22 protein-coding genes are annotated in these 26318 nt (G+C 41.6%); 7 read left to right on the top strand and 15 right to left on the bottom strand.

Annotated features, from left to right (window positions below; all coding sequences use genetic code 11):
• Positions 1 to 168: 168 nt before the first annotated feature.
• Entirely contained in the window at positions 169 to 2181 is a 2013-nt protein-coding gene (locus tag BM176_RS04060; protein WP_090101612.1) for a serine hydrolase, read from the bottom strand.
• 213 nt (positions 2182 to 2394) lie between these two features.
• Between BM176_RS04060 and BM176_RS04055 the strand changes: the two genes are divergently transcribed.
• Positions 2395 to 3027, top strand: coding sequence for a hypothetical protein (locus BM176_RS04055; RefSeq protein ID WP_090099802.1), 633 nt, complete (start codon positions 2395 to 2397; stop codon positions 3025 to 3027).
• 2 nt (positions 3028 to 3029) lie between these two features.
• Here the strand turns inward: BM176_RS04055 and BM176_RS04050 are convergent, their stop codons facing one another.
• From BM176_RS04050 to BM176_RS04040, 4 genes are all read right to left on the bottom strand, one after another.
• Positions 3030 to 3890 carry a sigma-70 family RNA polymerase sigma factor gene (locus tag BM176_RS04050; RefSeq protein WP_090099801.1) on the bottom strand — a complete coding sequence of 287 codons (861 nt, stop codon included), beginning with the start codon at positions 3888 to 3890 and terminating at the stop codon, positions 3030 to 3032.
• Positions 3891 to 4071: 181 nt separating this feature from the next.
• Positions 4072 to 5391 carry a leucine-rich repeat-containing protein kinase family protein gene (locus BM176_RS04045; RefSeq protein WP_090101610.1) on the bottom strand — a complete coding sequence of 440 codons (1320 nt, stop codon included), beginning with the start codon at positions 5389 to 5391 and terminating at the stop codon, positions 4072 to 4074.
• A gap of 167 nt (positions 5392 to 5558) precedes the next feature.
• Positions 5559 to 5717 carry a hypothetical protein gene (locus tag BM176_RS32365; RefSeq protein WP_177230290.1) on the bottom strand — a complete coding sequence of 53 codons (159 nt, stop codon included), beginning with the start codon at positions 5715 to 5717 and terminating at the stop codon, positions 5559 to 5561.
• 184 nt (positions 5718 to 5901) lie between these two features.
• Entirely contained in the window at positions 5902 to 7236 is a 1335-nt protein-coding gene (locus BM176_RS04040; protein ID WP_090099799.1) for a DUF3472 domain-containing protein, read from the bottom strand.
• A gap of 463 nt (positions 7237 to 7699) precedes the next feature.
• Here BM176_RS04040 and BM176_RS32845 point away from each other — a divergent pair, with 463 nt between their 5' ends.
• Positions 7700 to 7831, top strand: a complete 132-nt coding sequence (locus BM176_RS32845; RefSeq protein WP_255373430.1) for a hypothetical protein — start codon at positions 7700 to 7702, stop codon at positions 7829 to 7831.
• A 47-nt stretch (positions 7832 to 7878) separates the two neighbouring features.
• On the opposite strand, the gene BM176_RS04035 is transcribed toward BM176_RS32845, so the two are convergent.
• Entirely contained in the window at positions 7879 to 8658 is a 780-nt protein-coding gene (locus tag BM176_RS04035) for a M57 family metalloprotease (RefSeq protein WP_090099797.1), read from the bottom strand.
• Positions 8659 to 9155: 497 nt separating this feature from the next.
• Between BM176_RS04035 and BM176_RS04030 the strand changes: the two genes are divergently transcribed.
• Entirely contained in the window at positions 9156 to 9587 is a 432-nt protein-coding gene (locus BM176_RS04030; protein WP_090099795.1) for a cupin domain-containing protein, read from the top strand.
• 180 nt (positions 9588 to 9767) lie between these two features.
• Here the strand turns inward: BM176_RS04030 and BM176_RS04025 are convergent, their stop codons facing one another.
• A complete protein-coding gene (locus BM176_RS04025; protein ID WP_090099793.1) occupies positions 9768 to 11531 on the bottom strand; it encodes an alpha-amylase family glycosyl hydrolase in 1764 nt (587 codons plus the stop codon).
• A 363-nt stretch (positions 11532 to 11894) separates the two neighbouring features.
• Between BM176_RS04025 and BM176_RS04020 the strand changes: the two genes are divergently transcribed.
• Positions 11895 to 12470: a hypothetical protein gene (locus BM176_RS04020; protein ID WP_143097695.1), complete on the top strand. Its 576-nt coding sequence runs from the start codon at positions 11895 to 11897 to the stop codon at positions 12468 to 12470.
• A 13-nt stretch (positions 12471 to 12483) separates the two neighbouring features.
• On the opposite strand, the gene BM176_RS04015 is transcribed toward BM176_RS04020, so the two are convergent.
• Positions 12484 to 13236, bottom strand: coding sequence for a helix-turn-helix domain-containing protein (locus BM176_RS04015; RefSeq protein ID WP_255373429.1), 753 nt, complete (start codon positions 13234 to 13236; stop codon positions 12484 to 12486).
• 102 nt (positions 13237 to 13338) lie between these two features.
• The gene (locus BM176_RS04010; protein WP_090099788.1) at positions 13339 to 14310 is read right to left on the bottom strand and encodes an aldo/keto reductase; all 972 of its coding nucleotides are present in this window, start codon (positions 14308 to 14310) and stop codon (positions 13339 to 13341) included.
• A gap of 699 nt (positions 14311 to 15009) precedes the next feature.
• On the opposite strand from BM176_RS04010, the gene BM176_RS04005 reads away from it, so the two are divergent.
• Entirely contained in the window at positions 15010 to 15786 is a 777-nt protein-coding gene (locus BM176_RS04005) for a hypothetical protein (protein WP_090099786.1), read from the top strand.
• 19 nt (positions 15787 to 15805) lie between these two features.
• Here the strand turns inward: BM176_RS04005 and BM176_RS04000 are convergent, their stop codons facing one another.
• Complete coding sequence (locus tag BM176_RS04000) at positions 15806 to 18172, bottom strand: ABC transporter permease (RefSeq protein ID WP_090099784.1); 2367 nt, start codon at positions 18170 to 18172, stop codon at positions 15806 to 15808.
• Between the two features lie 265 nt (positions 18173 to 18437).
• Between BM176_RS04000 and BM176_RS03995 the strand changes: the two genes are divergently transcribed.
• Positions 18438 to 19340: a DUF6929 family protein gene (locus BM176_RS03995; protein WP_090099782.1), complete on the top strand. Its 903-nt coding sequence runs from the start codon at positions 18438 to 18440 to the stop codon at positions 19338 to 19340.
• Between the two features lie 50 nt (positions 19341 to 19390).
• Here the strand turns inward: BM176_RS03995 and BM176_RS03990 are convergent, their stop codons facing one another.
• The 4 genes from BM176_RS03990 to BM176_RS03980 all read right to left on the bottom strand — a co-directional run bounded on the left by BM176_RS03990 (position 19391) and on the right by BM176_RS03980 (position 23563).
• Positions 19391 to 19870 (bottom strand): hypothetical protein, encoded by a 480-nt coding sequence (locus tag BM176_RS03990; protein ID WP_143097694.1) that lies wholly within the window; start codon positions 19868 to 19870, stop codon positions 19391 to 19393.
• Between the two features lie 65 nt (positions 19871 to 19935).
• Positions 19936 to 20970, bottom strand: coding sequence for a hypothetical protein (locus BM176_RS03985; RefSeq protein WP_143097693.1), 1035 nt, complete (start codon positions 20968 to 20970; stop codon positions 19936 to 19938).
• A 2-nt stretch (positions 20971 to 20972) separates the two neighbouring features.
• On the bottom strand, positions 20973 to 21821 hold the full coding sequence (locus BM176_RS32705) for a class I SAM-dependent methyltransferase (protein WP_218162141.1): 849 nt from the start codon (positions 21819 to 21821) through the stop codon (positions 20973 to 20975).
• 2 nt (positions 21822 to 21823) lie between these two features.
• A complete protein-coding gene (locus BM176_RS03980; RefSeq protein ID WP_218162140.1) occupies positions 21824 to 23563 on the bottom strand; it encodes an FAD-binding protein in 1740 nt (579 codons plus the stop codon).
• 503 nt (positions 23564 to 24066) lie between these two features.
• On the opposite strand from BM176_RS03980, the gene BM176_RS03975 reads away from it, so the two are divergent.
• Positions 24067 to 24654, top strand: a complete 588-nt coding sequence (locus tag BM176_RS03975; protein ID WP_090099777.1) for a thioredoxin family protein — start codon at positions 24067 to 24069, stop codon at positions 24652 to 24654.
• 160 nt (positions 24655 to 24814) lie between these two features.
• Here the strand turns inward: BM176_RS03975 and BM176_RS03970 are convergent, their stop codons facing one another.
• Positions 24815 to 26284, bottom strand: a complete 1470-nt coding sequence (locus BM176_RS03970; protein ID WP_090099775.1) for an RICIN domain-containing protein — start codon at positions 26282 to 26284, stop codon at positions 24815 to 24817.
• Positions 26285 to 26318: the final 34 nt, after the last annotated feature.

Here is a 26318-nt window from a genome sequence, read left to right as displayed (position 1 = left end):
AACAGGAGTATCTGTCTTGGTCTGATAATTTTTATATCCAGATCACTTAATTTTTCCAAAGACTTAACCACCGGGTTTGAAAAAAAAACCTTCGGGGGCACCAACAAAAAAGACGCGAGCACTCGCGTCTTTCTCCATTTATGCATAGTCATATCCGTTTCTTTTCAATTACTCATTCTCCTTTCCCTCTACTAAAAAATAGTGAAGCGCATCTAATAGTGCATCTGATGTATTGGAGTTCGTAAAAATCACATAGCCCATTTTCAGATCCTGGTATACTTCAAAGCGACACTTGAAATCACCGTTATTTCCTCCATGACCGAAAGATTTGCCGAAGGGTGTTTCCCTTAATTGAAGGCTCATACCCATATAAGTAGGATATTTGGGCTTTTCATCTCCAGGTTTGTAGTTGTAATCGGAGTGTTTTTGGAACATAACCTTGTAGGTTTGTGCATTCAATCCTTTTTGTTCAAGCAGATAAAGCATGAATTTAGTGAATATGCGGGCTTCAGTATACATGGAGTAAGCCATGCCTGGAAACTCGGGTAGTTCGTCGTATGTGGGTAGCATATCATAGTGCCCATTGGCCGCCATAAGCTTCAGGGAGTCGTTCCTGGAAAAAAACGTATGGTAGAGTCCAATTGGATGCACTACTTCTTCCTGTAAAATCTGTTCCACTTTTTTGCCTGTAATTTTTTCGATTACCTTTTTCAGATACTCAAAGCCTTCACCGGAATAATTATAGTCCGTTCCCGGTGTAAACAAAAGATTCAATTTCCCATCTTTATTCATCCACCGCCAATTAGGAAAGCCTGTACGATGAGTTAATACATGTCTTGCCGTCATCAGTTTATATCGTTCATCATATTCAATATCCGGGTATGGAAGATAGAGATACAGTGGCTTGTCAAGGTCAATTATTCCACGTTCTGCCAGCCTTTGAACTGCAAAAGCGAACACCGGCTTTGTAACGGAAGCTGCTTCAAAAAGTGTGTTCTCGTCAACTTTCTCACCAGTGAACGTGTTTCGAACGCCATATGTTTTGTAATACACCAAACCGCCGTCCTTTATTAATGCCAGTGAAACACCAGGGATTTGGTAGTACTTTTGATATGTTTCTATGAAATTATCAACCTTGCTAAAACTTTCCGGTCCAAACTGATGAAGTATGCCTTTTTCAGGAATTAGATCAGGTTGAGGGGTACTTGAAATGGTAAGCCTGGGCACATTGTTTTTTTGTCCGGTCCTGACGAAAACCATTGTCGGTTTTTTCTGTTCAAGCGCATACACATTCTTTCCATTTTGAAAATAAGTATATGGCAATAGGAGTTCATATTTGCCGGCAGGGACCTCTACAGAATAATTGCCCAAACTATCCATATCGGTTGCCACCCATAATTTCGGATTTTGAACCGAATGTAGATGAACTTCACCGGGTAGTGGTATCTTCATTGGTTTATCCCAGCTAACGTTACCTGAAACAGTTGCGGTTTTTTCATTAGCAGCTAAAAAGATAACATCTCCCAGACTTTTTGGGTTCCTGTATTTAGCATCCCCCTTACCCCAACCCATAAAAGTGAAACTGTCATCTGTATCCCTGTCAAAAACCAGGAAGTCGAAGCCAATAGACTTATCCACGACCAGCTGATCGCCCAGGCTGATACGCCACTCATAATAACGTTTATTGCCCTTTCTGACAAAGGCAACCTCCGTCATATCCCAGGAGGCATTTTTTGCGAAGGAATCATAAAAAGCATTATCAATGTTACGTAGCTTTTTGCTGTACATAAAAGACGCAACGCCTGAACCGAATGGCAGATGTCTTGCATCAAGGCTAAGCTGTAACCCATCCTGAGTGTTCCAGCGTACATTTTCAGTGGTATCTTCTACGAAATCATTATCCGTTATCGTAAAAGCAATATACAATGAGTGGTTTTCCATCCGGTATCCCAGTTGAAAAAAGCCGCTAAAGTCAGCGTCACCGTCAGGTTTTGTATCTGATATATTTGTCTTGATTAAATATTTCACTGTTGTCGGAGGCCAATCGGATAAATCACCGTCTATATTGATTTTTCCGAGTGGGTAAGCATAAGCGACTTTGCCATTATGGGCTGACAATTGTAGACAAAACAGGACACATAATATGAAAATGCAACCCGTTTTAACTGGTAGTTGTGACATATTCATTTATTGGTTTAATAAGTTAGGGTTCAAATGTTGTTTTTCGCATGAATATTCCTGTTAGAAAGACAACTTAAATATAAAAAGGTTGCATACATGATGAGTTTGCTTTATTCATATAAGATGAGATTATTTGCATCTTTTTCCGTTTAAATAAACTTTTCTGTCACAAAATGTTGCGAATGCCCTCTATCCTTGCAAAAGGCATATTTTATGGCATACAAGATTAATCGAGAGGCAGTTGTTAAGAAGTTACACTATTTTACCGGCCTCACTCTATCCTTATTTATTGGCTTTCATTTGCTTAATCAACTGTGTGCACTGGCTGGCCCGGAGGCGCATATTGCAATGATGGAAAAGTTCAGAAAAGTATACCGGCATCCGGTAATTGAAACCATTCTGCTGCTAGTTGTACTGATCCAGGTTGTATCGGGAGTCAAACTATTATTTAACAGGAAGAAAAAGGCAATAGCCGAAAAAATACAGATGTATTCAGGGCTTTACCTTTCATTGTTCCTCATAGGCCATGTGTCTGCCGTTATAGCAGGTAGACTGGTAGAACATCTGGATACAAACTTTTATTTCATTGCAGCAGGGCTCAACCTTAATCCCGCTACACTGTTCTTTATACCATACTATTTTATCGATGTTTGTGCTGTAAGCCTGCATATAGCCTCGCTGCATTATTTAAAAACAAAGTCAAAATGGAGTTCCTATCTAATAGGAGGTACCGGCATCCTTGCCGCGATGCTGATTATTGTTGGATATACAAATTTCTTCCAGTGGCGTGAGGTACCTGCAGAATACCGCCAATTTATTGAGAAGTACGCGGGTAAAGGATACTGACATTAAACAAGGTATCTCATTTTATCGGGGTTTCTGATAATGAACAACTCACTGATCTGGTTATTTTGATCAAAAACTGGTATCATCACTGTATCAGGATTGACCGACGTTGCGTTTTCAAACAGAACCCCGGTTTCCATATTCACCTGTTTTATAGTGTATGACAAATCCTTGCCAAATTTAAGAGCGCTATTTACAAGGTATGCAATGGCATTATTCCGACCCACGATAGGCTTGAGCGCAGTAGCTGCCTTACCACCTCCATCGCCAAAGATGGTGATCTCTTTTGATAGATATGTTTCTAATTGTTTAACATCGCCGCTTGCGCATGCAATAAGGAATGCATTCGTTATCTCCTTCTTTTTTTCATTGGAAGGAGTATATTTCACTCTGCCGGTTTTCAGTTTCTCTTTGGCGCGGTGCAGTTGTTGTCTGCAATTATCTTCACTGATACCAACCAATGAAGCTATTTCGTTATAATCGTAGTCAAAACTTTCACGAAGTAAAAAAACAGCTCTTTCCACAGGATTGAGTTTCTGAAGCAGCACTAACAACGCGTATGAAATATCAGTATTCTGCAGGTCAGGAAAGCGTTCATAGAGAAGTGGTTCCGGAAGATTGACCCCAGGATAAACAACATGTTTTCTTTTTTCAAGTATTGCAAAGCAGCCATGAACCACTGAACGGACCAGATATGCCTCCGGGTTCCTGATCTGCTCGAACTGCTGACGTGAAAAAGATACATATACATCGTTCAAAACATCCTCCGCATCACTTACACTTTCGGTCATTTTGTAGGCCAATGCATGTAATCTGGATTTACGGCTCAGAAAAAAGGATAGATGAACTTGGCTATCTGACATCGTTTTACGAATAATTATTATCAAAATTATAGTAAAATCTGTAATTATAATTAAACGCTTATTTACATCGCTAGTTACTACTTAATCATACAAGAATCCTTTGTACTGTCAGGTCAAATGTTGATTATTGCAGGCCAGATAACGCAGGTACAATGTTAGCGGTTGCCAAATATCTCATGTTTTAAATCGGGATGCTGGTTAACAGGAGTTTCATTTCATCTTTCAATTGTTTGAAGCGTGGCCTGGATAAAACGTCCGAAACTGCACAGGTCAGTCTAAGCGCACTAAGCTTTGCAATTACTTTATGTTCCTTTGGCCCATCGCAAAGAGCAATCAGGTCTTCAAGCAGATAACCATAAGCACTCACTTCAAGTCCTTCCAGTGCGGATGCGATTTTTATATCTGTTCTATCGTAAAAACAAGCAGCACCAAAATCGCTAAACAGGGTATTACCCTCATCATCTATTAATATATTATGAGCATACAAATCACCGTGCATGATTCCTTTGCAGTGCAATTTCTCTGCCACAGAGGCAATAGTAAACGAAATGTTCAGTACCTGCTGAACTGTAAGTCGCAGTCCTTCTTTAAAAATGTCTCTGGTACAGCTTGCAAAGCTTGGCGGGAGGCCTAAGTTATAGAAGTTTTCAGGGATCAGCTCCATAACCAGCCCTTTATTATCTTTGGGGTGGGCAGTAATCTGTCCAATCAACTTTACCAGGCCTGGATGGACACCGGCAGTAATGCATGTAGTCATCTCGTCTTCTGGAAACCCGTCGCTGGTCACAGTACCTTTAAAGACTTTAACAGCAACTTCTTTTATTTCGCCTTCTGTGTACAAGCTGGCCCTGGAGATGATGCCTGATGCTCCTTCTCCAAGAACATAATTGATCTTTAATGTGTTCCAGTCAATAAGAGGAAGTGAATCAACAACAGGTTTTTTGCTAAACGGATTTCCTGAAAAGGCAAGCCAGGAAAGTTTTGGCATAGTTAATAACCACTCCGGCATTTTATCCAGCCTATTGGCCGAAATACGTAAAAGAGCTAGATTATGACAATGGCTAAGCGTTTCAGGCAACGTATTTAGCCTGTTTCCTGCAAGCATTAGCTTTTGGATTCTTGAGCAGTTACCTAGTTCCTCAGGCAGTTTTTCAATTTTGTTGTTCGTGAGAATTAGCCAGCGGAGATTCGGGTTGAGCGATCTGGGAGGAACAGTTTCTATTTGGTTTGATTTAAAACCAACAATATCCAGCAGAGGGCAATCAGCTAGTACTTCAGGCAAAACCCGGAATAGATTCTCTGAACAGAAGAAGATCTTCAACTTTTGTAGCCTGCCGAAATCAGGAGGTAATGAGCTTAAGTTGTTGAAAGAAAGGTCAAGTATTTCCAGTGTTTCAGCCAGGTCAAATATCTCATTGGGAAAGTAGCAGAGTTCCTCGGATAGTTTCAGTGAAACGGCTCCTTTTAGTTCTCCATTCTGTAATTGTTTTAAAGTCTGCATAGCTATGAATTCCGTTGCGAATATAAAAGAAAATATAGCAGGTACATAACTAAAGAAGATCACCTGATAAAGTGGCCTTTTGTGGGAGAAGCGGTGCAAATTATTTAGTGTTAAAACAGTAACGCCTCCGTATATTCGGAGGCGTTACTGTTTTAGTGCAGGTTTGATTACATAATGCCGGCTTCTGTGATCGTCATAGGATCACAAACAGCACAGGTAGGTCCTTCTGTGGGGGCGTTTGTTGCCGGCAGGTATTGCCTGGTATTGCTTAGTTTAGCAATTTTAATTTTGCCCAGGTTCAGTTTTTTCTTGTTTTCTTTTTTCATGAGTAATAAAGGTTTGGGTGAAGAAACAGGTATTAATAGCCAGCTTAAGATTGCCAGGCAGATGCCATTGTCCCGGTTTTCAAGCAATAAGTTTGCCCGTTGCCGGCAATGTTACCAGTACTCCGAATTTACCGATAATTCGTGATATCATTACCAAAAGAAAGAAATAATGGCCGCCAAATGGTTAGTTATTCGGCAGTGAGTTAAAGTCTATATTTGGAGGAGTACCTGTACTATTACGCTGCACCAATCCTCCCCGCCGCAGGTTATTCATTTCCTTGAAACTGCCACTGTACATATACATCCATTGACCGCTGGCTCCACCTCCATAATCATAGCGTGGGTGTCCCACAGGATCTGCTGAAGTAGAGAAGTTTGCTGTTTTTAGCTCCTTCCACACACCGGTGCTGGAACAAACCCACTGGTTGCCGTAGCGGGCCTTGAAAAGATCATTACCGTTTGAACCATAATTCTCAATAAAAGAATACAAACCACCCAGCAGCTGCCCACCGGTTTTCGGCTTATCCCACCCTGCAACGAGGTTCCATTTATTAGTCTCCGGTGTAAATATGTAAGCGGTATAGATTGTATGATCACCAGCTGCTTCTGCATGTACCAGCAATTTATAAGTAGTTTCTGTTGTCCAGTTAAACATCAGGGAGCTTTGTCCACCTGAGCCCTCACCGCCAAAATCTTTGGTAATCACTTCTGTTCCTTTCTTTACCAGTTTAACAGTATAGTCGGGAGGGATCTGGGTAGGATCATCTGTGCTATAATTGCTCCAGATGGAAAAAAGCACTTTTCTTTGCGTAGGAGAGTTTACCTGTATACCCAGGTAGCCACCGTTAAAGCCATTCGTCACATAGTAACTGTAAAGAGGGTCTGCTCCCTCGGGAACAGATATCTCTGTATAGAACCAGGATACATTATTATCGTCATTGTTATAGTAGAGGTGTGTGGCTGGTGCTCCTCTGTACTGGCTGGTATTATATTTCAGATTAACGGCAGCAGGTCCGGAGAATACAATTGCCTTTACATCGGGAAGATAGGTACCGTTCTTGGTCACTGCCGTTATTTCAAGGCAATGATACCGGGCGCTGTCAATGTTAAAGTCCCCAACCTGGATGGTTGTATATGTAGAAGATTGGGATACGGGTATGAACCAGGCGAGGGCATCTGAGCTATCTAAACGAACACGCAGCATATTGAAATCGCCCGGTGCTTTTGCGACGATCGAAAAGTATATCTTCCCTGCTTGCTGCGGATAGAAAAATACGCGGGTAAAACCGGCTGTGTCTGTCCAGGCGCTCAATCCTGTGCTCGAAATACTACCGTAACCGTTAACTTGATCTTCAGGATACACATAACCATTACTGTAAAGTGTCACTGTACTGGGATTACTGGCATCAAAGCGCACCGCTTGTGTTTCAATTGGACGCAATTTTTCGAGTTCATCAGGCATGCGGGTACAACTACCAGCTATCGTGGCAATGCCCACGATAAAAATAAGTGCTTTCATAGTATCAGATTTTATATTAACAAATAGGTCAAATGGTTTTGAATGTTAGAATGTATAGCAGTAATAAGATCACGTGATCAGTGATGCCGGCCAAAGGTCCATAACAGTTTAAAGTAGATAAGGGCACGCAGTACTCATGCTTCGGCAACAAATTTTTGAAAGTATAAGTCCAACACCAGCAGCTACATTGTATTATGTTTTGCAAACAAGTTCTTCACTGCATACAGTCAGTGTTAGAGTTTCCCAGTCTACATTATCTGCGGATATATCAAAAAAGTGGATGGATATTCCTTCGGAAAGGAAAATTGGGGTGGAGTACCATATCGTGAAGCAGCGAGATTAAATATTTCATTTGAGTATAGTATAGGTTATATATATCAAAAGTAAAGACCTTTGAGATTTTATAGTTTATCCTTGAGTACTAGTACTATTATTCTTTATGTTGAGAATAAGAATAAAAAAGATGCTTTTGATAAGAATGGCTACAGACAATATTGGTGTTACCGCTTATGAAATATATCGTAACGGTACGCTCATTAACACCTTGCAATTAAACCAGGTCCCAATGGATATTGAAAAAACAAAAGCCGCATAAATCATATGATTTACACGGCTTTTGTTTTTCAATATTGTTTCGTTATACTACAGTGGATAGATGAGGCGAATGGCCTTTATATCACCAGCTGTAAATCCAGCCCACGGTAATACGAATGAGTTCATAACAGACTTGGCATCTACACTGGGAGTGCCTGGTATAAATATACCATTGGTCTGATCGGTATGGAGATAACCAACAGTATGACCAAATTCATGTGTAATAGCAAATAGCTTCTGACTGGCAGCCATGCTGTTGAATTTTGAATTGATTTCTACAGTTGTGCCTGGTTTGCCATTTGATGCTGGCAGAACAGCGCGTGCAACCCAGTTGGCATCCTCAGAACCCATAAATATCCGGGTATGTGCTGCGGACTTGGTTGTAACGATAGACATAGCAAGTCTGGTATTCGTTACTGCATTCCAATTAGCAACAGCACCCTTTACTGCAGTCTTCCATGCAGCAGGTACAGATGGCTCAATGTAAATCTTTATATTATTGTTGTAGTTAACATTGACACGATATTGGTTTCTCCATTGTTCTGTTTGAGGCACGTCGGAATCGCCTTCCTTCATCCGTACTGCAACATCTTCCTGGGAGATTAAAATGTCATTCTGGACGATAAAATTTCCGTCTTTAAATTGGATGTCTTCAGCTTTAAAGCCCTGGTTAGTGAGATAAGATGTAAGGGAAGCAATCTCTCCTTCTGCTACCTGTGGTTTTGTAACGGTTTCTTCTTTTTTACAGGAGAATAGGAGGGTAGAAACTGATAATACAATAGTTAATACCGGTTTTGCGCACGACAAGTGCATGGTTTTCATCTGCATAATTGCGATTTTAAATTGAGGGAATATTTCAGGGGTGAAGTGACAAAAAAGCACCGGATAAATTTACTTGTATATTGACAGGTATAAGCAGGATTTTAACCCTGAATGAATATTGAGGTGCGCTTTTTATGGGAATAACCTTTTCGATCACGGCGTCATAACAGTAATCATTAAACTGTATACATGGAGTCAGTCCCTTTTAAAAGAAAGCGCAACTTGCTTCGCGAATATCAGTGAAAAGCTCGCGATTTTACGATATACAGTGACGGATTCCTGTGCATTAGATTGAGTAATAGATTCTTTATAGAATAAAACAACTCCATCTTAACTTCTTCAAAACAGCTTACTGTAGCTATTTTGAAGGGAAATAACCTACTACCCAACCATGAACTCACAGCGATTCTTTTTGCTCAGGCACTTATTTTGATCCAAACCTTGTATCCTGGCCAGGTACATATTAGGCCTTTAAGAGGCTGTAATTTATTAAACTCATTATTATGAAAAAGTTTGTTTTCAGTCTTACAGTGTTACTCACTGTATTCGTATTCAGTACAAAAGCTCAACATCAGGATCACGCTGATAAGGAAGTAACAGTTTATCCACCTAAACTCCTCTTCACAAAACAGCTCCCAGCCAGCCTCAGGAAAGAAGAAGCCAAAGTAGTACTGGTGAGATTTGCTCCAGGTGAAGTATCTCATGCACACAGACATCCGATGGCAACTATTGGATATGTACTGGAAGGCTCAATAGAGTCTACATTTGAAGGAGTGAAACATGTCTACAAAGAAGGAGAAGTTTTCTGGGAAGAACCAGGCGGACTTCACAATCAGACCAGGAATCTGAGCAATACCAAGGAAGCTAAATTGGTGGTTTTCTTCGTAGGGTCTGCAGGAAGCCCTGTTCTCATTCCGGAACAGGCTAAAAACTAAAATCTTACGGGCAAGACAGATATTTGTAGTGACTGTCTTGCCTGTATTTTTGAATATTTCTTACACCTCTCTTTCTCCTGATTACACTTATAAAGATGCGCTGATGTTAGCGGGCCTTCTGCATTTGTTCGATGGCGATCCATTCTTCTGGTGTGACGCCCATAATCTCAGGAAAAAAAATTAGCCAAGAATTAAAAAATCAGACGGTGATAATTCTACCTGTATCGTTCTGAAAACACCCTGCGACCTGCTGCGCGTATGAAACGTTCCCTGCTTTGCCAGAGGAAAAAGGACTTCCCATTCACTTCCTTCGGAATGGAGATTCTTATCCACCACAACATCCACCACTACATTTCTTTCTGTATTGGTATTCGCCAGGATCAACACTTCTTTGTCGTTCAGTACGCGGGAAAAAGCAATAACACCGCCTTTATACGGTGAATGTCCAAAATTGACACCATCGCCGCTACAGGGACGGAAATACTGTCGGCCATAACGGAGTGCCGGCACTGCAGCACGTAATTTGCTCAATTCGCCGATGAACTGATACAAGTCTTCCTGCTCATTAAAAGCATCCGGCAGTCCCCACAAGGCCTCTCTGGCGTATTCCCGCATATTGCCCGCGCCATCGAGCCCTTGCTCAGTGCCATAGTAAATGCAGGGAATGCCCTGCATGCACAAAAGACAGGTAAGGGCGAGTTTTGTCAGCTCAGGAAACTGTTTATTGTGAAAGCGGCTGTCCAGGTCATGGTTATCGAGAAAGGTTACATAATGCTTGCTGGCATCACCGTGCGAGCTCACAATTTGTCGAAGGATTTTGAGCCGGTAATCAAAGTGATCAGCAAGGTCCTTGGGAGGTGCAATGCCTTTGCAGATATCAACCAGGCGTTTGCGCATCGGAAAATCGATGGCTGCATCCACACCAATGAATTCCTCATCTTTTTCGGTATTGCGGCCAATGAATTCGGCAATCCGTGCTTCGTCATTATCCTGCCACACTTCGCCGAAGGTGAAGAAATTCTTTTTGCCGATCGATAGCGCGTACTCGCGCATGGTATTGCCAAATACGCGGGCAAAATCAGCTTCTACATATTGCAACGTATCGATACGATAGCCATCAAGATCAAACTTTGCCATAAGGTATTGATAGGCCTTAATCAGATGATTGCGGACTGGGTAGATCGTTGTATCCGGAATAAGATATTCAGTAACCAGTTCTTTCATGCGGGAGAAATCACCGCGTAAACCGCCATCACCACGCCGCCGAAAGAAGTCGTTCTGCTGTAATTGTTCGGGCCAGATAACACCATCGCCAGGCCGATTCGGAATATTACTGGTATCCGTCCACTCACCCTTTGCCTGTCCCTGGCCGTCTCGCCAATAGATAGTATATTCTCCTGTATCATTCCATGGCGCCTCATCGCGCATGCCTTCATAATTAAATACATCGCCTGTATGGTTAAGCACAATATCAAGAATCACATACATGCCATGGGCATGCACCTCATCTACCAAACTCCGAAATTCAGCGTCGCCCACCGTAGGGTCCTGTAATGCTGAAACAGGATCGTCACAAAACCGGGGCTCGATGCGCAGGAAGTCAAGAGTGCCATAGCCACCCCAGTAATTTTTGAACCATTGCGGATTCATCAGCACCGGTGAAAGCCAAAGGGCGCCAACACCCAGCTTTTTAAGGTAGGGTAACTGTTGTTTGATACCGGAAAAACTACCGCCCTGATATACGGCGCATGGATATTCGTTCGGCGTTGGCGGATGGTGAGGGTTGTTGAACCGGTCTACCAATAAAAAATAAATCCAGTGATCGCGCCAGTCTGCAGGCGAGGGAAATGGATAAGGAATTTTGGTTCCCGATGTGGTTTGTGTGATGGTTGGCTGTGCATTAAACACATCCTGTATAATGGGGTCTTTTAGTGAGCGGGGCATTTGATGAGTATTGCTTGGTAAACAATAATTTTGATTTGCACGTGTTCTATTAAGTTAAGGAAAATTTAGATAGTGAGTCCATATCAATTTGTGAGACACTGTCTCACGTTTTGATATGGAGATATAAAATTTTCTTATTAAACCCCTTTTCAATAAGTTTCAACCAGAATGGTATTCATCTGTGAGAAATGCCACCTCAGAATCGTGCTCAACGCTGGGACGTGCAATCGGACAAGCCGGTCAGAAACCTTTCTTTGAAGATGAATTAATCCCGGCATATCGCTTTATTTCATTAGTAAGATGTGCGAGATAAATGCATGAGATTATCAACAATTGGTTCAAGTTTTGTAGCATTAGATTCAAATGATGTTCCGTCGCCTCCTGCCCCTGATTATTATCCTGCTATGCGCTACTTGCGCTACCGCACAATCCGTGCCCGTAGAAGACGTTTCTAAAAGCCTGCTCAGCTGGACCCAGCACCTCAATGCAGACGTAGATAAATATTTCACCCACGAAAAAGGAGACGAACTTATCCGCAATCTGGATGCTTTTAAAGGGGAACTAACCCTTTACGCAAGGACAAGGAAAAACCTCTCCGATAGTATCTTCCGCAAAAACATCGCTCCCGGGAATAAAGACCCGAAAAACCTGGAGTTGCTGAAGACCCGGATGGGAGAAGTTGTACGGCAGATGCGCAATGTTACGGACCTTACGAATAATGAGTTACGGGCGGAAGGAGATCACCTGAACGATCAGATTTATAACGTGCTGAACGGGGAGGGAAACCAGTACCTGTCATACCTTGAGGCTTTCCTAAACGGTTTGACAGTGACTAAGAAGGAGATGGCTCTTGATAACGGCATGACGTATGACCGCCTGCAGCAATCTATCAACTTCCTTATTTCCACGCAGGACAAGATTCGCAGTAAGATGAAATGAAATATGGAACTAACTATAACCACTCAGAAGGAGCCTTGCCAAACCTTTTTTTAAAAGAGTGCGAGAAATGAGATAGGCTTTCAAACCCAAGATCCAGATAGATGGCAGAGGCTTTCCTGTTCTTTTTTTCTATAAGGTGGCGTGCCTCCACCAGCCGTCTTTCCTTTAGCCACTGCCTGGGTGGAGTACCAAACGTTTTTTTGAAGTCGCGCTTAAACCCTGCAAGGCTTCTTCCAGTGAGCTGCGCAAATTTTTCAACCGGGACGTTGAAATGAAAATTGCGCAGCATAAATTTTTCCAGGTCAATCTTATAGGGTTCCGAAAAATCGAACAAAAAACTGCTGAGCCCGGGCATAGCATGCAGCAGTAACTTCACGCCTTCCTTCACTTTCAGAATGCCCATGGCAGCCGGTATCTTCTCTTCCGGATTGCGGACATAGGGTATTACAGATTGAAAAAAGCCCCGCAGAAAATCGTTTGTGGGAATAAGAATGTTAGGCGGACCAGCGTATTTCTGCTGTATCTCTATTTGTTCCTCCAGCGCAATCTTCCTGAGCAGGTCTTCCTGCAGGGAAATGACAATCGTTTCATAATCTTCATCAGGTAGAGGAGTTTTGGTTATCTGCCCCAGTTGATTTTTGCCGATTAGCAACATCTCACCTCTCCTCATCGAAATTTTCTGGCTGGCTGTTTCTAAAGTAAACAGCCCCGAAACCTGTAATACCAGGGTATTGTGCCCCATAAAGACCACTTTCTCTTTTCGCATGGTAGCGAGATAAGAGTAAAAGATGACACCCGGGATTATTTCGGTTGGATTTCTCACTACCTAAAAGTATATAAAAAGGTGGGATTTATGCTCGAAGTCATGCTACCGCTGCAGGTACGTACCGCCAACGATCGCACCTGGCGAAAAATGCGTGTTCAGGATATTCATCTCTTCAGGAGTAAAGACGATTCCCATGGCCTGAATATTTTCCGGCAGCCTTGATCTCCGGCTCATACTTACCAATGGCATGATATCATCACCCTGTGCATTCACCCAGGCAATCGCCAATTGTGTAGGAGAGAATCCTTTTTCCTTTGCCATTGTCTTTAATACTTCAACTTTCTCCAGATTCTTTAACAGATTATCTCCCTGAAAACGTGAGAAGTGATTGTGATAATCACCCGCCGCAAGGGGTGCTTTCATCTCACCTGTAAGTAACCCTTCGGCTGTATTGGCAAAGGCCACAACCCCTATACCCAGTTCTTTGGCCGCAGGAAGTAAGTCGCTTTCTATCTGCCGGTCCGCTAGTGAATAGCCTATTTCTAATGCTGTTACAGGGTGTACGCTATGGGCTTTGCGAAGTTGTTCTGTGGTGATTTCAGAAACGCCGAGGTAACGCACCTTTCCTTCTTTGATCAGGTCGGCGACAGTTCCGATTACATCTTCCAGAGGAACACTGTTATCAATTCTGCACGGCTGATAAAGATCAATGGTATCTATACCCAAACGCACTAAAGAATAGTTGATGAAGTTCTTAATGGCTATTGGACGCAGGTCCAACCCGATCCATTGACCGCCATAGACGATCCCGCCAAACTTGACACTCACAAACGCATCGTCCCGTCTGCCTTTGATAGCTTTGCCTACAAGCAGTTCATTGTGACCACTGCCGTAAAAGTCTCCTGTATTCAAAAAATTGATGCCACTGTCCAATGCCATCTGAATGGTAGCGATACTTTCACTTTCGTCATTTCCCGGGCGTCCCCAAACTGATGACATGCGCATGCAGCCCAATCCAAGTTTAGATACAAGCGGACCATTTTTGCCGAGGGCTATTTTTGTTATTGTTGTCATTGCTGTTATGTTATGAATTAACAATGCAAAGATTGTTATTTATAACCAATGGCTGATTTCTCTTACGGCTCAATTTACTTGTCTGGATGGCTCACTTTTTTGTCCTCATTTATCTGGCGATGGCTATTGGCAATAAAACTTTCAACATTGAAAAAAAAACACTAAATTAGTAATGACTACTAATTTCTTCTTAACCCCCCAAAATGCTTAACCCTATGAAGGCTAAAGCCAATTTGCTGGTGACCTTTATATTAACCTTTTCACCTTATACATCACCTGTAATAAACAAACTGAAGTATTATTAGCACTTTGATTATATGCTGAACAACCACTCCATGGCATTGCCCCAAGCTAAAGACAGGAGAGGACTATTCATTAAACGTTATCCATCATGAAAAAGAGCACAATTCCCAAAAAACTCCAGCTAGGGAAGATCAAAATTGCCAATCTCAGTCAATCAAACCAGAAAAAAGCTATTTGTTTGACATCCCTGGATCAAACCACCTGTCCTGGTTGTCGGCTAACGACTGATTGCGTTTGAGGTATGTGATAAACAATGTCAAAGGTTATAACCTTTGACATTGTTTATCACATTGAACAGCTTTTCAAACCAAAAGATGCAAAGATCTTCGAGTAAGGAAGAGTAGTGTATAAATTAAGTCTGGCAGTAAGATTATATTTGCGTAACATATTTTCCCTATGAAACTGTATTATATCTTCTTATCCCTGATTATCATCTGTGGATGCCGGCAGGTAGTGAAACAAACGGTTCCGTCCACTGATAGTATTTATGTTGCAAAAGATACTGCTGTAGTTGTACCATATGCCAAGGATTTTTCAGAGGTAATAACCACAGACCTGAATAATGATGGTAAGATTGATACCATTACTTTATCTACTCCTCCTGAATATGGTGATCCCGGTATTTTTCAGAAGATAGAGATTGCATTGATGGGAGCTGACAGACAATCATTCGAATCAAAAAGTGTGTGGGATTCGGTGGATAACAGCTTTCTTAAAGAAAATAAAAATGCAGTACAATCCACGCATGTTTTCGCTTACAAAGATATTGACCAGTTTGTAATTTTGTTATTTGGATATGTCTATGGAGCCGGAAGGAGTGATTTTAACGTCATTTATGGTAAAGGCGCACACTTTAAAATGATTTTTAAAGATGCATTCCAAACTCCCATGAAACTGGGAGATCTGAACCATGATGGTAAATTAGAGCTATTGGGACGTGAAACCGAACCCCAATCCGAAGAAAACAGTAGCATAGATAGTCTGGGCCCAGGATATATTGCTACTTATGATCCGTTTTCTATACATATGATTGACAAAGATAGCTTCATGTTAGATGAAGCTGCAACCCAGAAATACAATGAGCAGAATTATATATGGCTTGGGCCGGATGCGAGCGAAAACCTGAGACTTTACTTTTTCCTGGATAACCGTAAACCGCTACTTTTAAAGTAATACTGTGGTAATCCTTTTCTTAATCTTCCCGTAAGTTATTAACCGGGTTAATTAATGCCGCCTTTACACTTTGGAAACTGATTGTTAATACCGCAATAGATATAACTATCAGGCCTGTTAAAATAAATTCCCCTGATGATAGTGAAATCTTATAATTAAACGTTTCCAACCATTGGCTCATGGCATACCAGGCCAGTGGAAAAGCAATTGCAATAGCTACCAATACCAACTTTAAAAAATCACTGGATAATAAAGTTATAATGCTCATCACAGAAGCTCCCAGAACCTTTCTGATACCAATTTCCTTTGTCCGTTGTTCTGCTGTGAAGGCTGCTAAACCAAACAAACCAAGACAGGCAATAAAAATCGAAAGACATGCAAAAAGAGCGATAAGCCTTCCTACGACTGTCTCACTTTTGTAGACATTCTGAAAATCTTCGTCTAAAAATGAATAGGCAAAAGGAAATGTCGGGTTCATTTTCTGCCAGAGTGCCTTAATCCTGGAAAGTGTTTGTTGCTCCTGACCTGGTTGTGCCTTAATCAGGATATTTCCATATGCCCAGTGTTCAGCCAATCGAATAATAATAGGCCTGATCGGCACATGCAATGAATTAAAATGAAAGTCTTTGAGTACACCTACAATTATACCGGGGTGTGTTCCAAATGTGAGTGGTTGACCAATTGGATCGTCATAGCCAAGTCGTTTGGCGGTAGATTCATTTATCAGATAGTTCGTAGAGTCAGATCCAAAAGCCGGTGAAAAATCCCGGCCACGAACAAGTTCTAATTTCATCGTTTTAACGAAGTCATAACCCACTGCAGTATTATTAAACTGAATAGCAAGGCCAGGATCTTTACCTGTCCACTGCACCCCATCCGTTGTATTACCATTGCGTAACGGGCTTGTTTGCATATGTGTGACAGACTGAATTCCCTGCTGCAGCAGCTCTTGTTTAAATGTCTGATATTTTTGTGCGATCTCTCCTTCTCCACGAAGGACTATTAGATTCTGACGGTCGAAACCCAGATTCTTTTTCTGAATATATTTCAATTGCTGATAAACGACGACGGTTCCGACAATCATTAAAACTGACAAAACAAACTGGAAAACAACCAAACCACGTCTAAATAACGTTACTCCTGAACCTATCTTTAAAGTTCCCTTCAACACACGCACCGGCCTGATTGAAGACAGAAATAAAGCCGGATAGCTTCCAGACAACGCAGTTGTTACAATCACTATTACTAGAAGCAAAGCCCAAAAACCAGGATCATTTGTGGGTAGAGATAATTGTTTGTCGGTCAGCTGATTAAAAAATGGAATGCTTAACCACACACCTAAAATAGCCAATACAGCAGCGAGTATTGTCATCAGCAAAGCTTCATTCATGAATTGCCAGATAAGTGAAAACCGTTCTGCTCCAACTGCTTTCCTGACACCCACCTCCTTTGCGCGCTTAATAGACCGTGCGGTAGCTAAATTCGTGAAGTTGATACCAGCAATCAGTAATATGAAAGCTGCCACAAAAATGAAAAGCCGGACGTATTCAATACGGCCTCCATCGCGGTGGCCGTTTTTGAAGTTAGAATACAAATAAGAATCTGTCTCTGGCTGTAAAAACAACTCAATATTGAATGAAGAATTAATATCTTGATTACGCCCTTTCAGAAAAGTTTTCAGTTTAGCATTGACCTTTTCAGCATCTGCCTGTGGTTTAAGTAGAATTCGGGTACCAGGCCCACCGTTTTCCCAGACATTTAGCCAAGGCTCTTTTTTTAAATACACATCCCAATTCAGTAGGAAATCATATTTATCGGTTGAGCTATGCGGTAGATTCTCAAAGACGGCCATAACCTTATAATCAGTGTTGTTATCAAATCGGATAACTTTGCCCAATGCTACATGGGGATCTTTGAAATATGCTTCTGCTATTTTGCGGGAAATTGCAATGTTATTCGGTTCATTCAGAGCGGATTCACTTGTACCGGCCAACAATGGAATACTATACATCTTAAACCAGTCGGCCCCGACAAAACATCCTGATTGCCGGGTTATTTTTTCACCAACACTCAACACGTGATCTTCATTTGATGATATTCCAGCTGCGTAAGTGATTTCCGGGAACTGTCTTTTAAGCTCGTCTGCCAATACCCCAGGAGTGTCCTCGTCCGTTACAACTCGCCCATCGGCAATTTCATTTTCCATGATCCGGAATAGCAGATCCATATTTGCATACTGTTTACCCATGTGCAATTCATCCTGCACCCATAACAATAGCAGTATACTTGATGCAATACCTAACGCCAGGCCCAGGATGTTGATAACAGAAAAAGTTTTATTACGGACAATATTCCGATAGGCGATTTTCATGTAATTGCGCAGCATAGCGACTGGAGTTTCGGTTAAGGCTCAATACTCATGCCATGTTCAGAAAGTCCTTTTTCCCGCTAAAAGCCCGGTGGAATTGGTATTTAATTGTTCAATTATGGACAGGTAAAGTCCATTTCCGGACAAATTTTGTATGTCCGATTTAATAAATAAATTGTACCCAATGTGAGTTGTTATTGGATCCGCTATGTATAATTTTGCTAAATTCGTACTCCTGTTTCAATTTTTTTTCTACAGTAAATAACCTGAATAATTACCAACATTGATAGCAAAAATTGTATTATTAAAATCGCTACTGCTAAATAAGTTCCCCTCCGGCTCTGCTATTAATTACTATAATGGGAAATTATATTTAATTGGAGATGATGCTAAAAATATGTTGGTACTTAATACCGATTACCAGGAAATTGATTCACTAAAGCTTTTTGATTATTCAGGGAAAAGGATTCCCAAAGCTGAAAAAGCTGACTTTGAAACCGCTGTATTAGTAAATGTCAATGATAAGATTCATTTACTCATTTTGGGCTCAGCATCAGGAAAAGAAAGAGAAAAAGGAATACTGATTCCTCTTCCAGCATCTGATGTTAGTCTTCCGGAACCGCAGGCATTTTCCAATGCAGAGTTTATAAAGAGGGTAAAGATGAAAGGGATTCCGGAAATAAATATCGAAGGAGCAACATTGATTGGAGATCATCTTATTTTAAGTAACCGTGGGAATAGTGCTAATCGGGAGAACCATCTTGTTATAACGGAAAAAGACTTTTGGATCCGGCAAAACGAAGCTGCACTTTCTGTATTGCAAGTTGCAATGCCTTTCGGTATCAAAGAAGTACCAGGAATTTCAGAGTTGTGTTATGTAGAATCAAAGGATATCCTATTATTTACATTATCCAGTGAGGCTACTAATAACGCTTACGATGATGGTGTTATTGGAGATAGCTACATTGGATGGGTAAATGGTATTAATCAAAAATTACAACGGTCTGATATTGTGCTGGACGGATTGATTAACCTCTCTGATGTTGATGCAGACTTTAAAAGTGAAAAAATAGAAGGAGTTTGCATCGAGTCTGCCAGTGGAAATGAATTAATACTTCATCTGATTGCTGACAATGATCAAGGTGAAAGCAGATTATTTAATATCAAATTAGTGATGGGAAATTGATAAGGTGTGAAGCCTTTTATTGAATGTCCCATATTCCTGGCAGACCTTGCTTAAAAATCATTATCAACCTGTGTTTCCCCTGTTTTTTGCCAGATGGCTGGCGGTAACTTCTCCATGTCTATGTCTCCAAAGATAGATTTACGGTAAGTCCAGTCGTACTCAAAAGGTACTTTCTTGCCATCTGTTGTTAAGAAATCACCTAAGGCATATAAACTCGTCGAGCCGGAACCCGCATTATTCTTATAGGTTTTGAACGATCTGATGGTAATAACGGTACCGGCAGGCAACTCATAGGCAAGCTGGTAACCGCCATTCCGCCGCTCTGTTAAGACCTGTGGATAGAAACTGTAATTACCCTTCGGATGAATGTAAACCAGTCCTGGGTGCTGTAAGATAAGCGGTTTGCCTATCCATTGTTTGAATGCCGGTATGCCGGACTGGTTCCGGATAGTAGGCGCCAGTGCTATATAAAAGACCCCTATTATTAATACAAATAATATCAATGCTGCAAGAAGGATATATTTAAGCATAGACATTTTTAAATTATCGGGAATGAATTTAAAAAACAGGACAAATTAGAATGGAACAACTACCATCAAAAATCAAACACATGCTCTACCTGTATATGCTCTTTCTCTAATTGTAACAGCACTTCGCTCAATGAAGAAACTGGCGTAGCAATCGCAACTCGTTTCATAGATGGGGCTGAGGATATAGGCTGCACAAACAACGTTATCGCGTTATCAAAACCAGTTCCATTGCCTGCCGGCACCCACACGGTTATCAGAATAGCCGAATTGTTGCCTGCAATCTCCTTGAAACTATGTCCCTTTTGGGCCAGCGCAAGGACGGCGGGAGCAAATTTGTTATAACGTGGCAAATAATGCAGGCTGTCATCGTCCAATACCACCGCAGTTGTGGGCAATGCCTGGCCATATACCTGCTTCGTACCGATACCGATTAGTTTTCCATATACATACTTGATCGAAAGCTCAGAAGTCAATATATATTTACGTTCCCACTTCCGGAAAAAATGCGGACCGGAAAAGGAAGTATTTTTCCACAGATCTTTCAAACGGCTTTTGAAATCAAATTCGTACCAGGGACGATCCTTAATGAAATCGACGTAGTCCTGAGTAAATCGTGCATTGAACTGATCTTCCTCCGTGATTGCCAGCTTTGTATCCGTTAGCCTGCCGACGATAGTTTCGTAGCATGACTTTAAAGTATATTCTACGGTAGTGCTTACACCGATTACCCAAATCATGAAATGATATCCCCAGTTGGTCGGAAAATTCCCTTTGATCTGCTGATTTACGATACGATAGCTTTTCCATATTTGCGCCGTATGCTTCATATAAGGAAAAGAAGTGGCGGTATGTTGTTTAAAATAATTGGCTTGTTCTTCCGGGCTGAATACCAGAAACCATTCCGGAAAGGTCAGGAATGTCTGATCCGCCGGCCTTATATCTTTGGCTGGTGTTACCGGGTTCTTCGTGGTTTCCAGCCACGTTTTCGGGATCACCGGGTCTTTGCTGGCCGGTATGGTGGACGGCTGTCTGTTTTTAAAAAAGAAGGTAATCATAGATAATCCCAGGGAACAAAGAGTGAGCATGTACAAACGTTTCATAATTACAGCTTGATGAATGATACCAGTGTATTATCAGAGGGATCTTTATCCTGTAATATTCTTTCGCCAAGATCTTTAAATCCTTTGAGCGAAATGATCTGACTCCATTCATCAATGGTTTTAAATGATTTGAATTCGCTGTTGTCCTTTTCCCAGTCCACTTTCAACCCCAGGTTAAATACTGTATGTACCAATGAAACGAAGGTGGCCATTTCCGGCGTCTTCACATCATGATCGCGAATAATGAACAAACCACCTCTCCTCAAAACGCGATGTATAGAATGTATATAGTCGTCCAGCAAGTTATGGGGACAATGATGCAAACCAATATGACAGGTAACCAGATCCAGGCTTTCATCCGGGATATCAGTTGCTTTGATGGGAGTATAATCCAGCGGAATGAACTTGCCCAATTTGCGGATCTGCCCACGTTCAAAGATTTCGCCCGGAGAATTGTCTGGTGCAATATCATTGGTTAAAAATATATCTCCTGAAACAGCGACATGCTTGCGCAATTCACTGATATAACGGCCTGTAGATCCGATTTCAAGATAACCTTTCACCTGTTTCCGATCACCTAACAGTTGCAATACCTGTCTGGCCATTTCTTTTTTTTGCTTTTTCAGCGCAGGCAATGCGTAAGTGAATTCGGAAAGAAATGGCTTTATGGAAGGTAACTGCTGTTGCACGGCTTTATAGATCATTTCGTCCGTCGATTTTTCCTTTGCTGTAGTGGCCAGCAAGTGGTGGAATTTATCTTCCGGATATAAATGAAAGATCACCTGCAGGAAGCGATAGAAATCATCACTCCATTTGGTGTCTGAAAATACTGCTTTAAACTCCGATTGCATATTTATCCTATTTTATTGTAAGTGTCCCAGATTACATTGCGAAATTTTCCCGAAGGGTCCAGCTGCTGTTTAAGCGCAAACAACTCCTTCGCTTTTGGATAGGCCTTATGTAGTTGCTCGATGGTGGCATGTGGTTGATAAGGCAGGTAGTAAGAGCCCTGGAGGGAAAGTGCCGCATCGATCAGCTCCCGCGTCCAAACAGCCACACGACCCTTTTCTATTCCATCCGTCTTTTGTTTGTAGTAAACAACGAATGCAAATACTTCTTCGTTTGCCCATGCCAGTAGCGATCCGCTGTCTGCCTTTGCATGGCGGACGGATACATTGATCACGTTCACCTGATGGCGAATAAATATCTCCGACATCAGGGCCAGGAATGCATCGAACTGTTGCACCGGTACAAAATATTCCTGTAACACATATGTGCTTTGTTCCCTGGAGGACGGTTCCAGTTCTAACACATCGTAGCCCGCCTCATAGTTACGGTAGTGTCTCTTTTTAAATCGGAACAACAGTGGATCAATCAGGAATTCGCGTCTCCATTTTCCAAAGCGGTTTTTACTGAAGGCCCCTAGAAAATAGCGTTCCAGCGGGTAGGCAGCGGCCAGCGGCATCAATTTTGTTTTTTCCGTTGGTTTTTCGAGAGTCTTCACCCAACTTACCGCTCTGATATTTTTATACAATGGCGGATAAATATCGCCATTATGAAAAATAACTTCCTTATTTTCCCTCACCTTTTCGAAGAAATATTGCTTATAGTCCTTTCCTTTCATTTTCACCTGTTGCCGCTCCACGATTACGTTATCATCAAGGTCCAGCGTTACATTCACAATGATGGCGATGGCATTGTAGCATCCCACACAGGCATAAAAAATTTCTGGCCTTTCGGTGGGCGACACATGTATCATTTCACTATTGGCTAACATCACATCCAATGATCTAACCGACAGTATCAGTGGGCCCAGACCAACGTAACGGCCATGACAGTTTACGCTAAGTGCCCCGCCTACAGTAAAATTAGCGTAGGTCTGCATGATCTTGATGCTTAAACCATGAGGATCTATAAAATGTTGAATATCGCACCAGCGGATGCCTGCCTGCACTTTGATCGTTTTGTGTGATGCAGAGAAATCGAGTACCTGGTTCAGCGCGCGCATATCAATGTGAATACTTTGCGGGCTGGCCGTTTGCCTTCCCATGCTGAATCGCCCGCCTCCTAATGACAGGGGCCTGTCTGCCTGTTGGACGATCTTCTGTAATTCCTCCACTGTTTGCGGTACTTCTATCCTGGCTACCAGCACTGGATTGAGTTGCGTTATATCGTTGATCAGTCTTTCATCTGTTTTCAAATGTGGGATCACTGTACCGGCATCGTTCTTATAATAATCTGCAGCTGTACCAGGAACGCTACCAAAATTATTGTGATCCGGATTTCCCTTTCGGAAGCCCAATAAATAGATCAGCCATAACGGGCCCGCTACGGGAATCAGCAAGGAAACCAACCATAGCCCGCGTTTATTCGTATCGTGCAGTCTTTTGACAGCCGTTGCAAAAAGCGCCCAGAACAAAATGGGATAAATGATGAAGGTGGCAGTAAAAGAGAAAGCAATATTCAACGCGTTAAATAACACATAAAAGCTGCTCCAGATAAAAAGAGAAGCCATCCAATAAGTCAGGCGATTGATCCTTCCGCGGGTCGTAAAAAGTAAATAGCTGACAGGTAATTTATCTTTAAATGCCATGCAGGAATTATAGGGGATATGAATACTGTTAAAACTATAAAACACTTAACCGGTAGTACCAGTTACTTTCATGATATTTAGACATCAATCAGTACAAGTAATATTCACAGATACTTTACAAATATATAATTTATACTATAATATTGGAAATTAAAAGGAGATAATCCTGTATTTTTGAGAATAATAAAAATTACTTATATTTCATATATCTCGATAATGCTTCCAACAATGAACTTATCAGGAGCATTTTTGAGGTAATACCTGTACATATTATTGGTTTAGCATAATCATTGATTTGATTCGCATACGATGACTTTGGCGGCGGGGCTTATTATAAAATTCCACTGTTGCCCGGAAGGAGTAGCCATAGTGACTTATGCTGACCGGAGCATCCCCGTTAAAAATGGTGCGATTATTTTCAGTAATCCCATTTTGTGACGATCGTCACAGGAACTTCTTTTCCTGAATTCAGACTTTTGTAAAACACTTTAAAGCTGAGTTCTATGAAGAATTATTTCACTGAAGAAAACATTTCCGAGGCATTTGCTATAGCCAGGCAAAAGCAACTACCCTTATTGATTGACTTTTGGGCCCCAGGCTGTAAGGGTTGTAGGAAGATGGACATTTCAACCTATCAGGATACTAAAGTGCTCAGTTACATTGAGACTACATTTATTTTCATAAAATTCAATGTAATGGCGAAAAACAAGGTTCCGCGTGGTACTTTTCATTCATCCACTGTTTTATGGACACCTTGCTTCATGGTGTATGCCAATGATGGAACAGAAATTAGAAAAGTAACAGGCTATTTATCTCCTGATCATTTTATTGATGAAATGGATCTGGGGAGGACTATGGCTTTATTGTTTAAGTCAAAAAGCAGAGAAGCTTTGAATTTACTGGAGGGGCTTTGTATTTCATCTTCTAAAGATACAATTATTCAGGAAGCACTGTATTGGTGTGGAGTTGCTGCCTTTTTCCTGCAGCAAAGAGCGCCAGACAGTCTATATCCTTATTGGGAAAAGTTAATGCTGGAATATCCCGGTAGCATCTGGGCCGAACGTGCAGATTGCATGTCCATTCAAATGTAACCCTATCCATAATATTTGGGTGATCACCTTAACAAAGTGGGTTATCAGACCTGGGTTAAACTTTTAAAAACAAAAAATGCTTATAGCTCTTGAGGACTAAACCAACAACCCCTTGTTGAAACAAGAGGTTGTTGGCAATCAGGATTATCCTTGTTATATATTATAGCTGAACTATTGTCCACTGCTGGTTATAACTCGAACCACTATACCATTGTTGCATAGACGAACCATTAGTGGTTTGACCGCCCGTATCAAGGCATTTACCGGTAGCAAGATTAACTACTTTATAATAGCCTCCTCCCGCAGAAACAAGTGTCCAACGCTGGCTGGTGTTACTAAAGCTTAAGGCCTTCTGTTGAACAACAGAGCCATCGGTAGTATTGCTGCCTACGTCAAGGCAGTTTTTTCCGGTAGCACAACTTAATGTATAATAGCCGGCTGTATAGCTCAGATTCCATTGCTGATTGGCGCTTGTACCATCCTGCCATTGAGCTACAGTTGCACCATCTGTTGTACTGCCCAGGTTATCAAGCATAAGACCGCTGGCCCGGTTCTTTAGCTTAATTCTTCCATCTGCAATTGGCCCCTGCCATTTTGGTGCTGTACTAAGCCCCCATGCCCATCTGAACATGTTAGCGCAACCCGGGTTAACTTCCACAAGATTAGTGTTTGATACATACCAGCGATATGTGTCAATATCATTTACGCCCGACCAGGCAATGGTCCCCATCTGATTGTCTTTTGAATAGGCTAAAGCTCCTGTTAAGAATGCCTGATCTTCATATACTCCTGTATCCCATTGCCACCAGAAACTAACAGTACGATATGTTTCAACACCGATTTCCGTAACAACAGTTCTTGCTGCATATGAACCCACTTTACCTGATACTATATTATAGTAACTTGACCATACATTATATGATCCATAAAACCACCAATAACAATGAACACCAAGATAATGGCTGCTTAACCGGCTATCATTTCCTACTGTGATTACTTCTCCGGCATATCCGGTACCATCTAAAATACATTTCCAGGAAACAGGATGAAGCGTATTTAGAAAATTGGCATACAGATTACATAAATCAGTACCTGAATAATCTACGGGTTCGTTGATGGGTTCATAATATACAGATCCATTGTTTTTATAAACAGAATCTACCTGCTTCCACATTGTGTACCATTGCGTAGAGTCAGGCACGTGATGAACGCCATCAGGCCAATAACAAAGAATCACATTGCATCCGTTCGCTACAATTGCATTAATAGCCGACTGATATACCGGCCAATAAGTGGAGTTGCTGGCAGTCAAAGGGGTGATTGGCATTCGAATTGTTGTACCACCACTTGCCTTTAAAGAATCAGAAATCCGCTTCCCAACAATAGCCGCATTTGTTGCTGATATTGTAGATGACAAACCACTGGGGGTGACTACTCGTGAGGGTGCCTCGTTTCCGTTAGGGTCTGCCCAGTTTATGCCCCGGAAACTATTCGTATTTACAGTAGGGGTGCCGGCCACGGCAACAGAATTGGAAAGCAGTTGGCCTTTTTGTAAAGTCGCTTCTTTCTTTGAACAACTGGCCAAAACTGCCAGCAAACAAATTAACAGAATAAAAATGTTGTTTTTCATTTGATTGTATTTTTGGGTTGACGAAATACATACA

Source organism: Chitinophaga sp. CF118 (genome assembly GCF_900112615.1).
Classification (GTDB): domain Bacteria; phylum Bacteroidota; class Bacteroidia; order Chitinophagales; family Chitinophagaceae; genus Chitinophaga.
The sequence above is the reverse complement of the archived record's forward strand: the minus strand, read 5'-3'. Positions and strand labels throughout refer to the sequence as shown.

Bases quoted from the DNA above. Each gene is read 5' to 3' on its own strand.
- BM176_RS04040 (WP_090099799.1), bottom strand. From the start codon at position 7,236: ATGAAAGCACTTATTTTTATCGTGGGCATTGCCACGATAGCTGGTAGT.
- BM176_RS04025 (WP_090099793.1), bottom strand. From the start codon at position 11,531: ATGCCCCGCTCACTAAAAGACCCCATTATACAGGATGTGTTTAATGCA.
- BM176_RS04030 (WP_090099795.1), top strand. From the start codon at position 9,156: ATGAAAAAGTTTGTTTTCAGTCTTACAGTGTTACTCACTGTATTCGTA.
- BM176_RS32365 (WP_177230290.1), bottom strand. From the start codon at position 5,717: ATGAAAAAAGAAAACAAGAAAAAACTGAACCTGGGCAAAATTAAAATT.
- BM176_RS04020 (WP_143097695.1), top strand. From the start codon at position 11,895: ATGATGTTCCGTCGCCTCCTGCCCCTGATTATTATCCTGCTATGCGCT.
- BM176_RS04015 (WP_255373429.1), bottom strand. From the start codon at position 13,236: ATGCGAAAAGAGAAAGTGGTCTTTATGGGGCACAATACCCTGGTATTA.
- BM176_RS32705 (WP_218162141.1), bottom strand. From the start codon at position 21,821: ATGCAATCGGAGTTTAAAGCAGTATTTTCAGACACCAAATGGAGTGAT.
- BM176_RS04035 (WP_090099797.1), bottom strand. From the start codon at position 8,658: ATGCAGATGAAAACCATGCACTTGTCGTGCGCAAAACCGGTATTAACT.
- BM176_RS04010 (WP_090099788.1), bottom strand. From the start codon at position 14,310: ATGACAACAATAACAAAAATAGCCCTCGGCAAAAATGGTCCGCTTGTA.
- BM176_RS03980 (WP_218162140.1), bottom strand. From the start codon at position 23,563: ATGGCATTTAAAGATAAATTACCTGTCAGCTATTTACTTTTTACGACC.
- BM176_RS04005 (WP_090099786.1), top strand. From the start codon at position 15,010: ATGAAACTGTATTATATCTTCTTATCCCTGATTATCATCTGTGGATGC.
- BM176_RS04060 (WP_090101612.1), bottom strand. From the start codon at position 2,181: ATGTCACAACTACCAGTTAAAACGGGTTGCATTTTCATATTATGTGTC.
- BM176_RS03990 (WP_143097694.1), bottom strand. From the start codon at position 19,870: ATGCTTAAATATATCCTTCTTGCAGCATTGATATTATTTGTATTAATA.
- BM176_RS03975 (WP_090099777.1), top strand. From the start codon at position 24,067: ATGAAGAATTATTTCACTGAAGAAAACATTTCCGAGGCATTTGCTATA.
- BM176_RS03970 (WP_090099775.1), bottom strand. From the start codon at position 26,284: ATGAAAAACAACATTTTTATTCTGTTAATTTGTTTGCTGGCAGTTTTG.
- BM176_RS04045 (WP_090101610.1), bottom strand. From the start codon at position 5,391: ATGCAGACTTTAAAACAATTACAGAATGGAGAACTAAAAGGAGCCGTT.
- BM176_RS03985 (WP_143097693.1), bottom strand. From the start codon at position 20,970: ATGAAACGTTTGTACATGCTCACTCTTTGTTCCCTGGGATTATCTATG.
- BM176_RS04050 (WP_090099801.1), bottom strand. From the start codon at position 3,890: ATGTCAGATAGCCAAGTTCATCTATCCTTTTTTCTGAGCCGTAAATCC.
- BM176_RS04000 (WP_090099784.1), bottom strand. From the start codon at position 18,172: ATGCTGCGCAATTACATGAAAATCGCCTATCGGAATATTGTCCGTAAT.
- BM176_RS04055 (WP_090099802.1), top strand. From the start codon at position 2,395: ATGGCATACAAGATTAATCGAGAGGCAGTTGTTAAGAAGTTACACTAT.
- BM176_RS32845 (WP_255373430.1), top strand. From the start codon at position 7,700: ATGCTTTTGATAAGAATGGCTACAGACAATATTGGTGTTACCGCTTAT.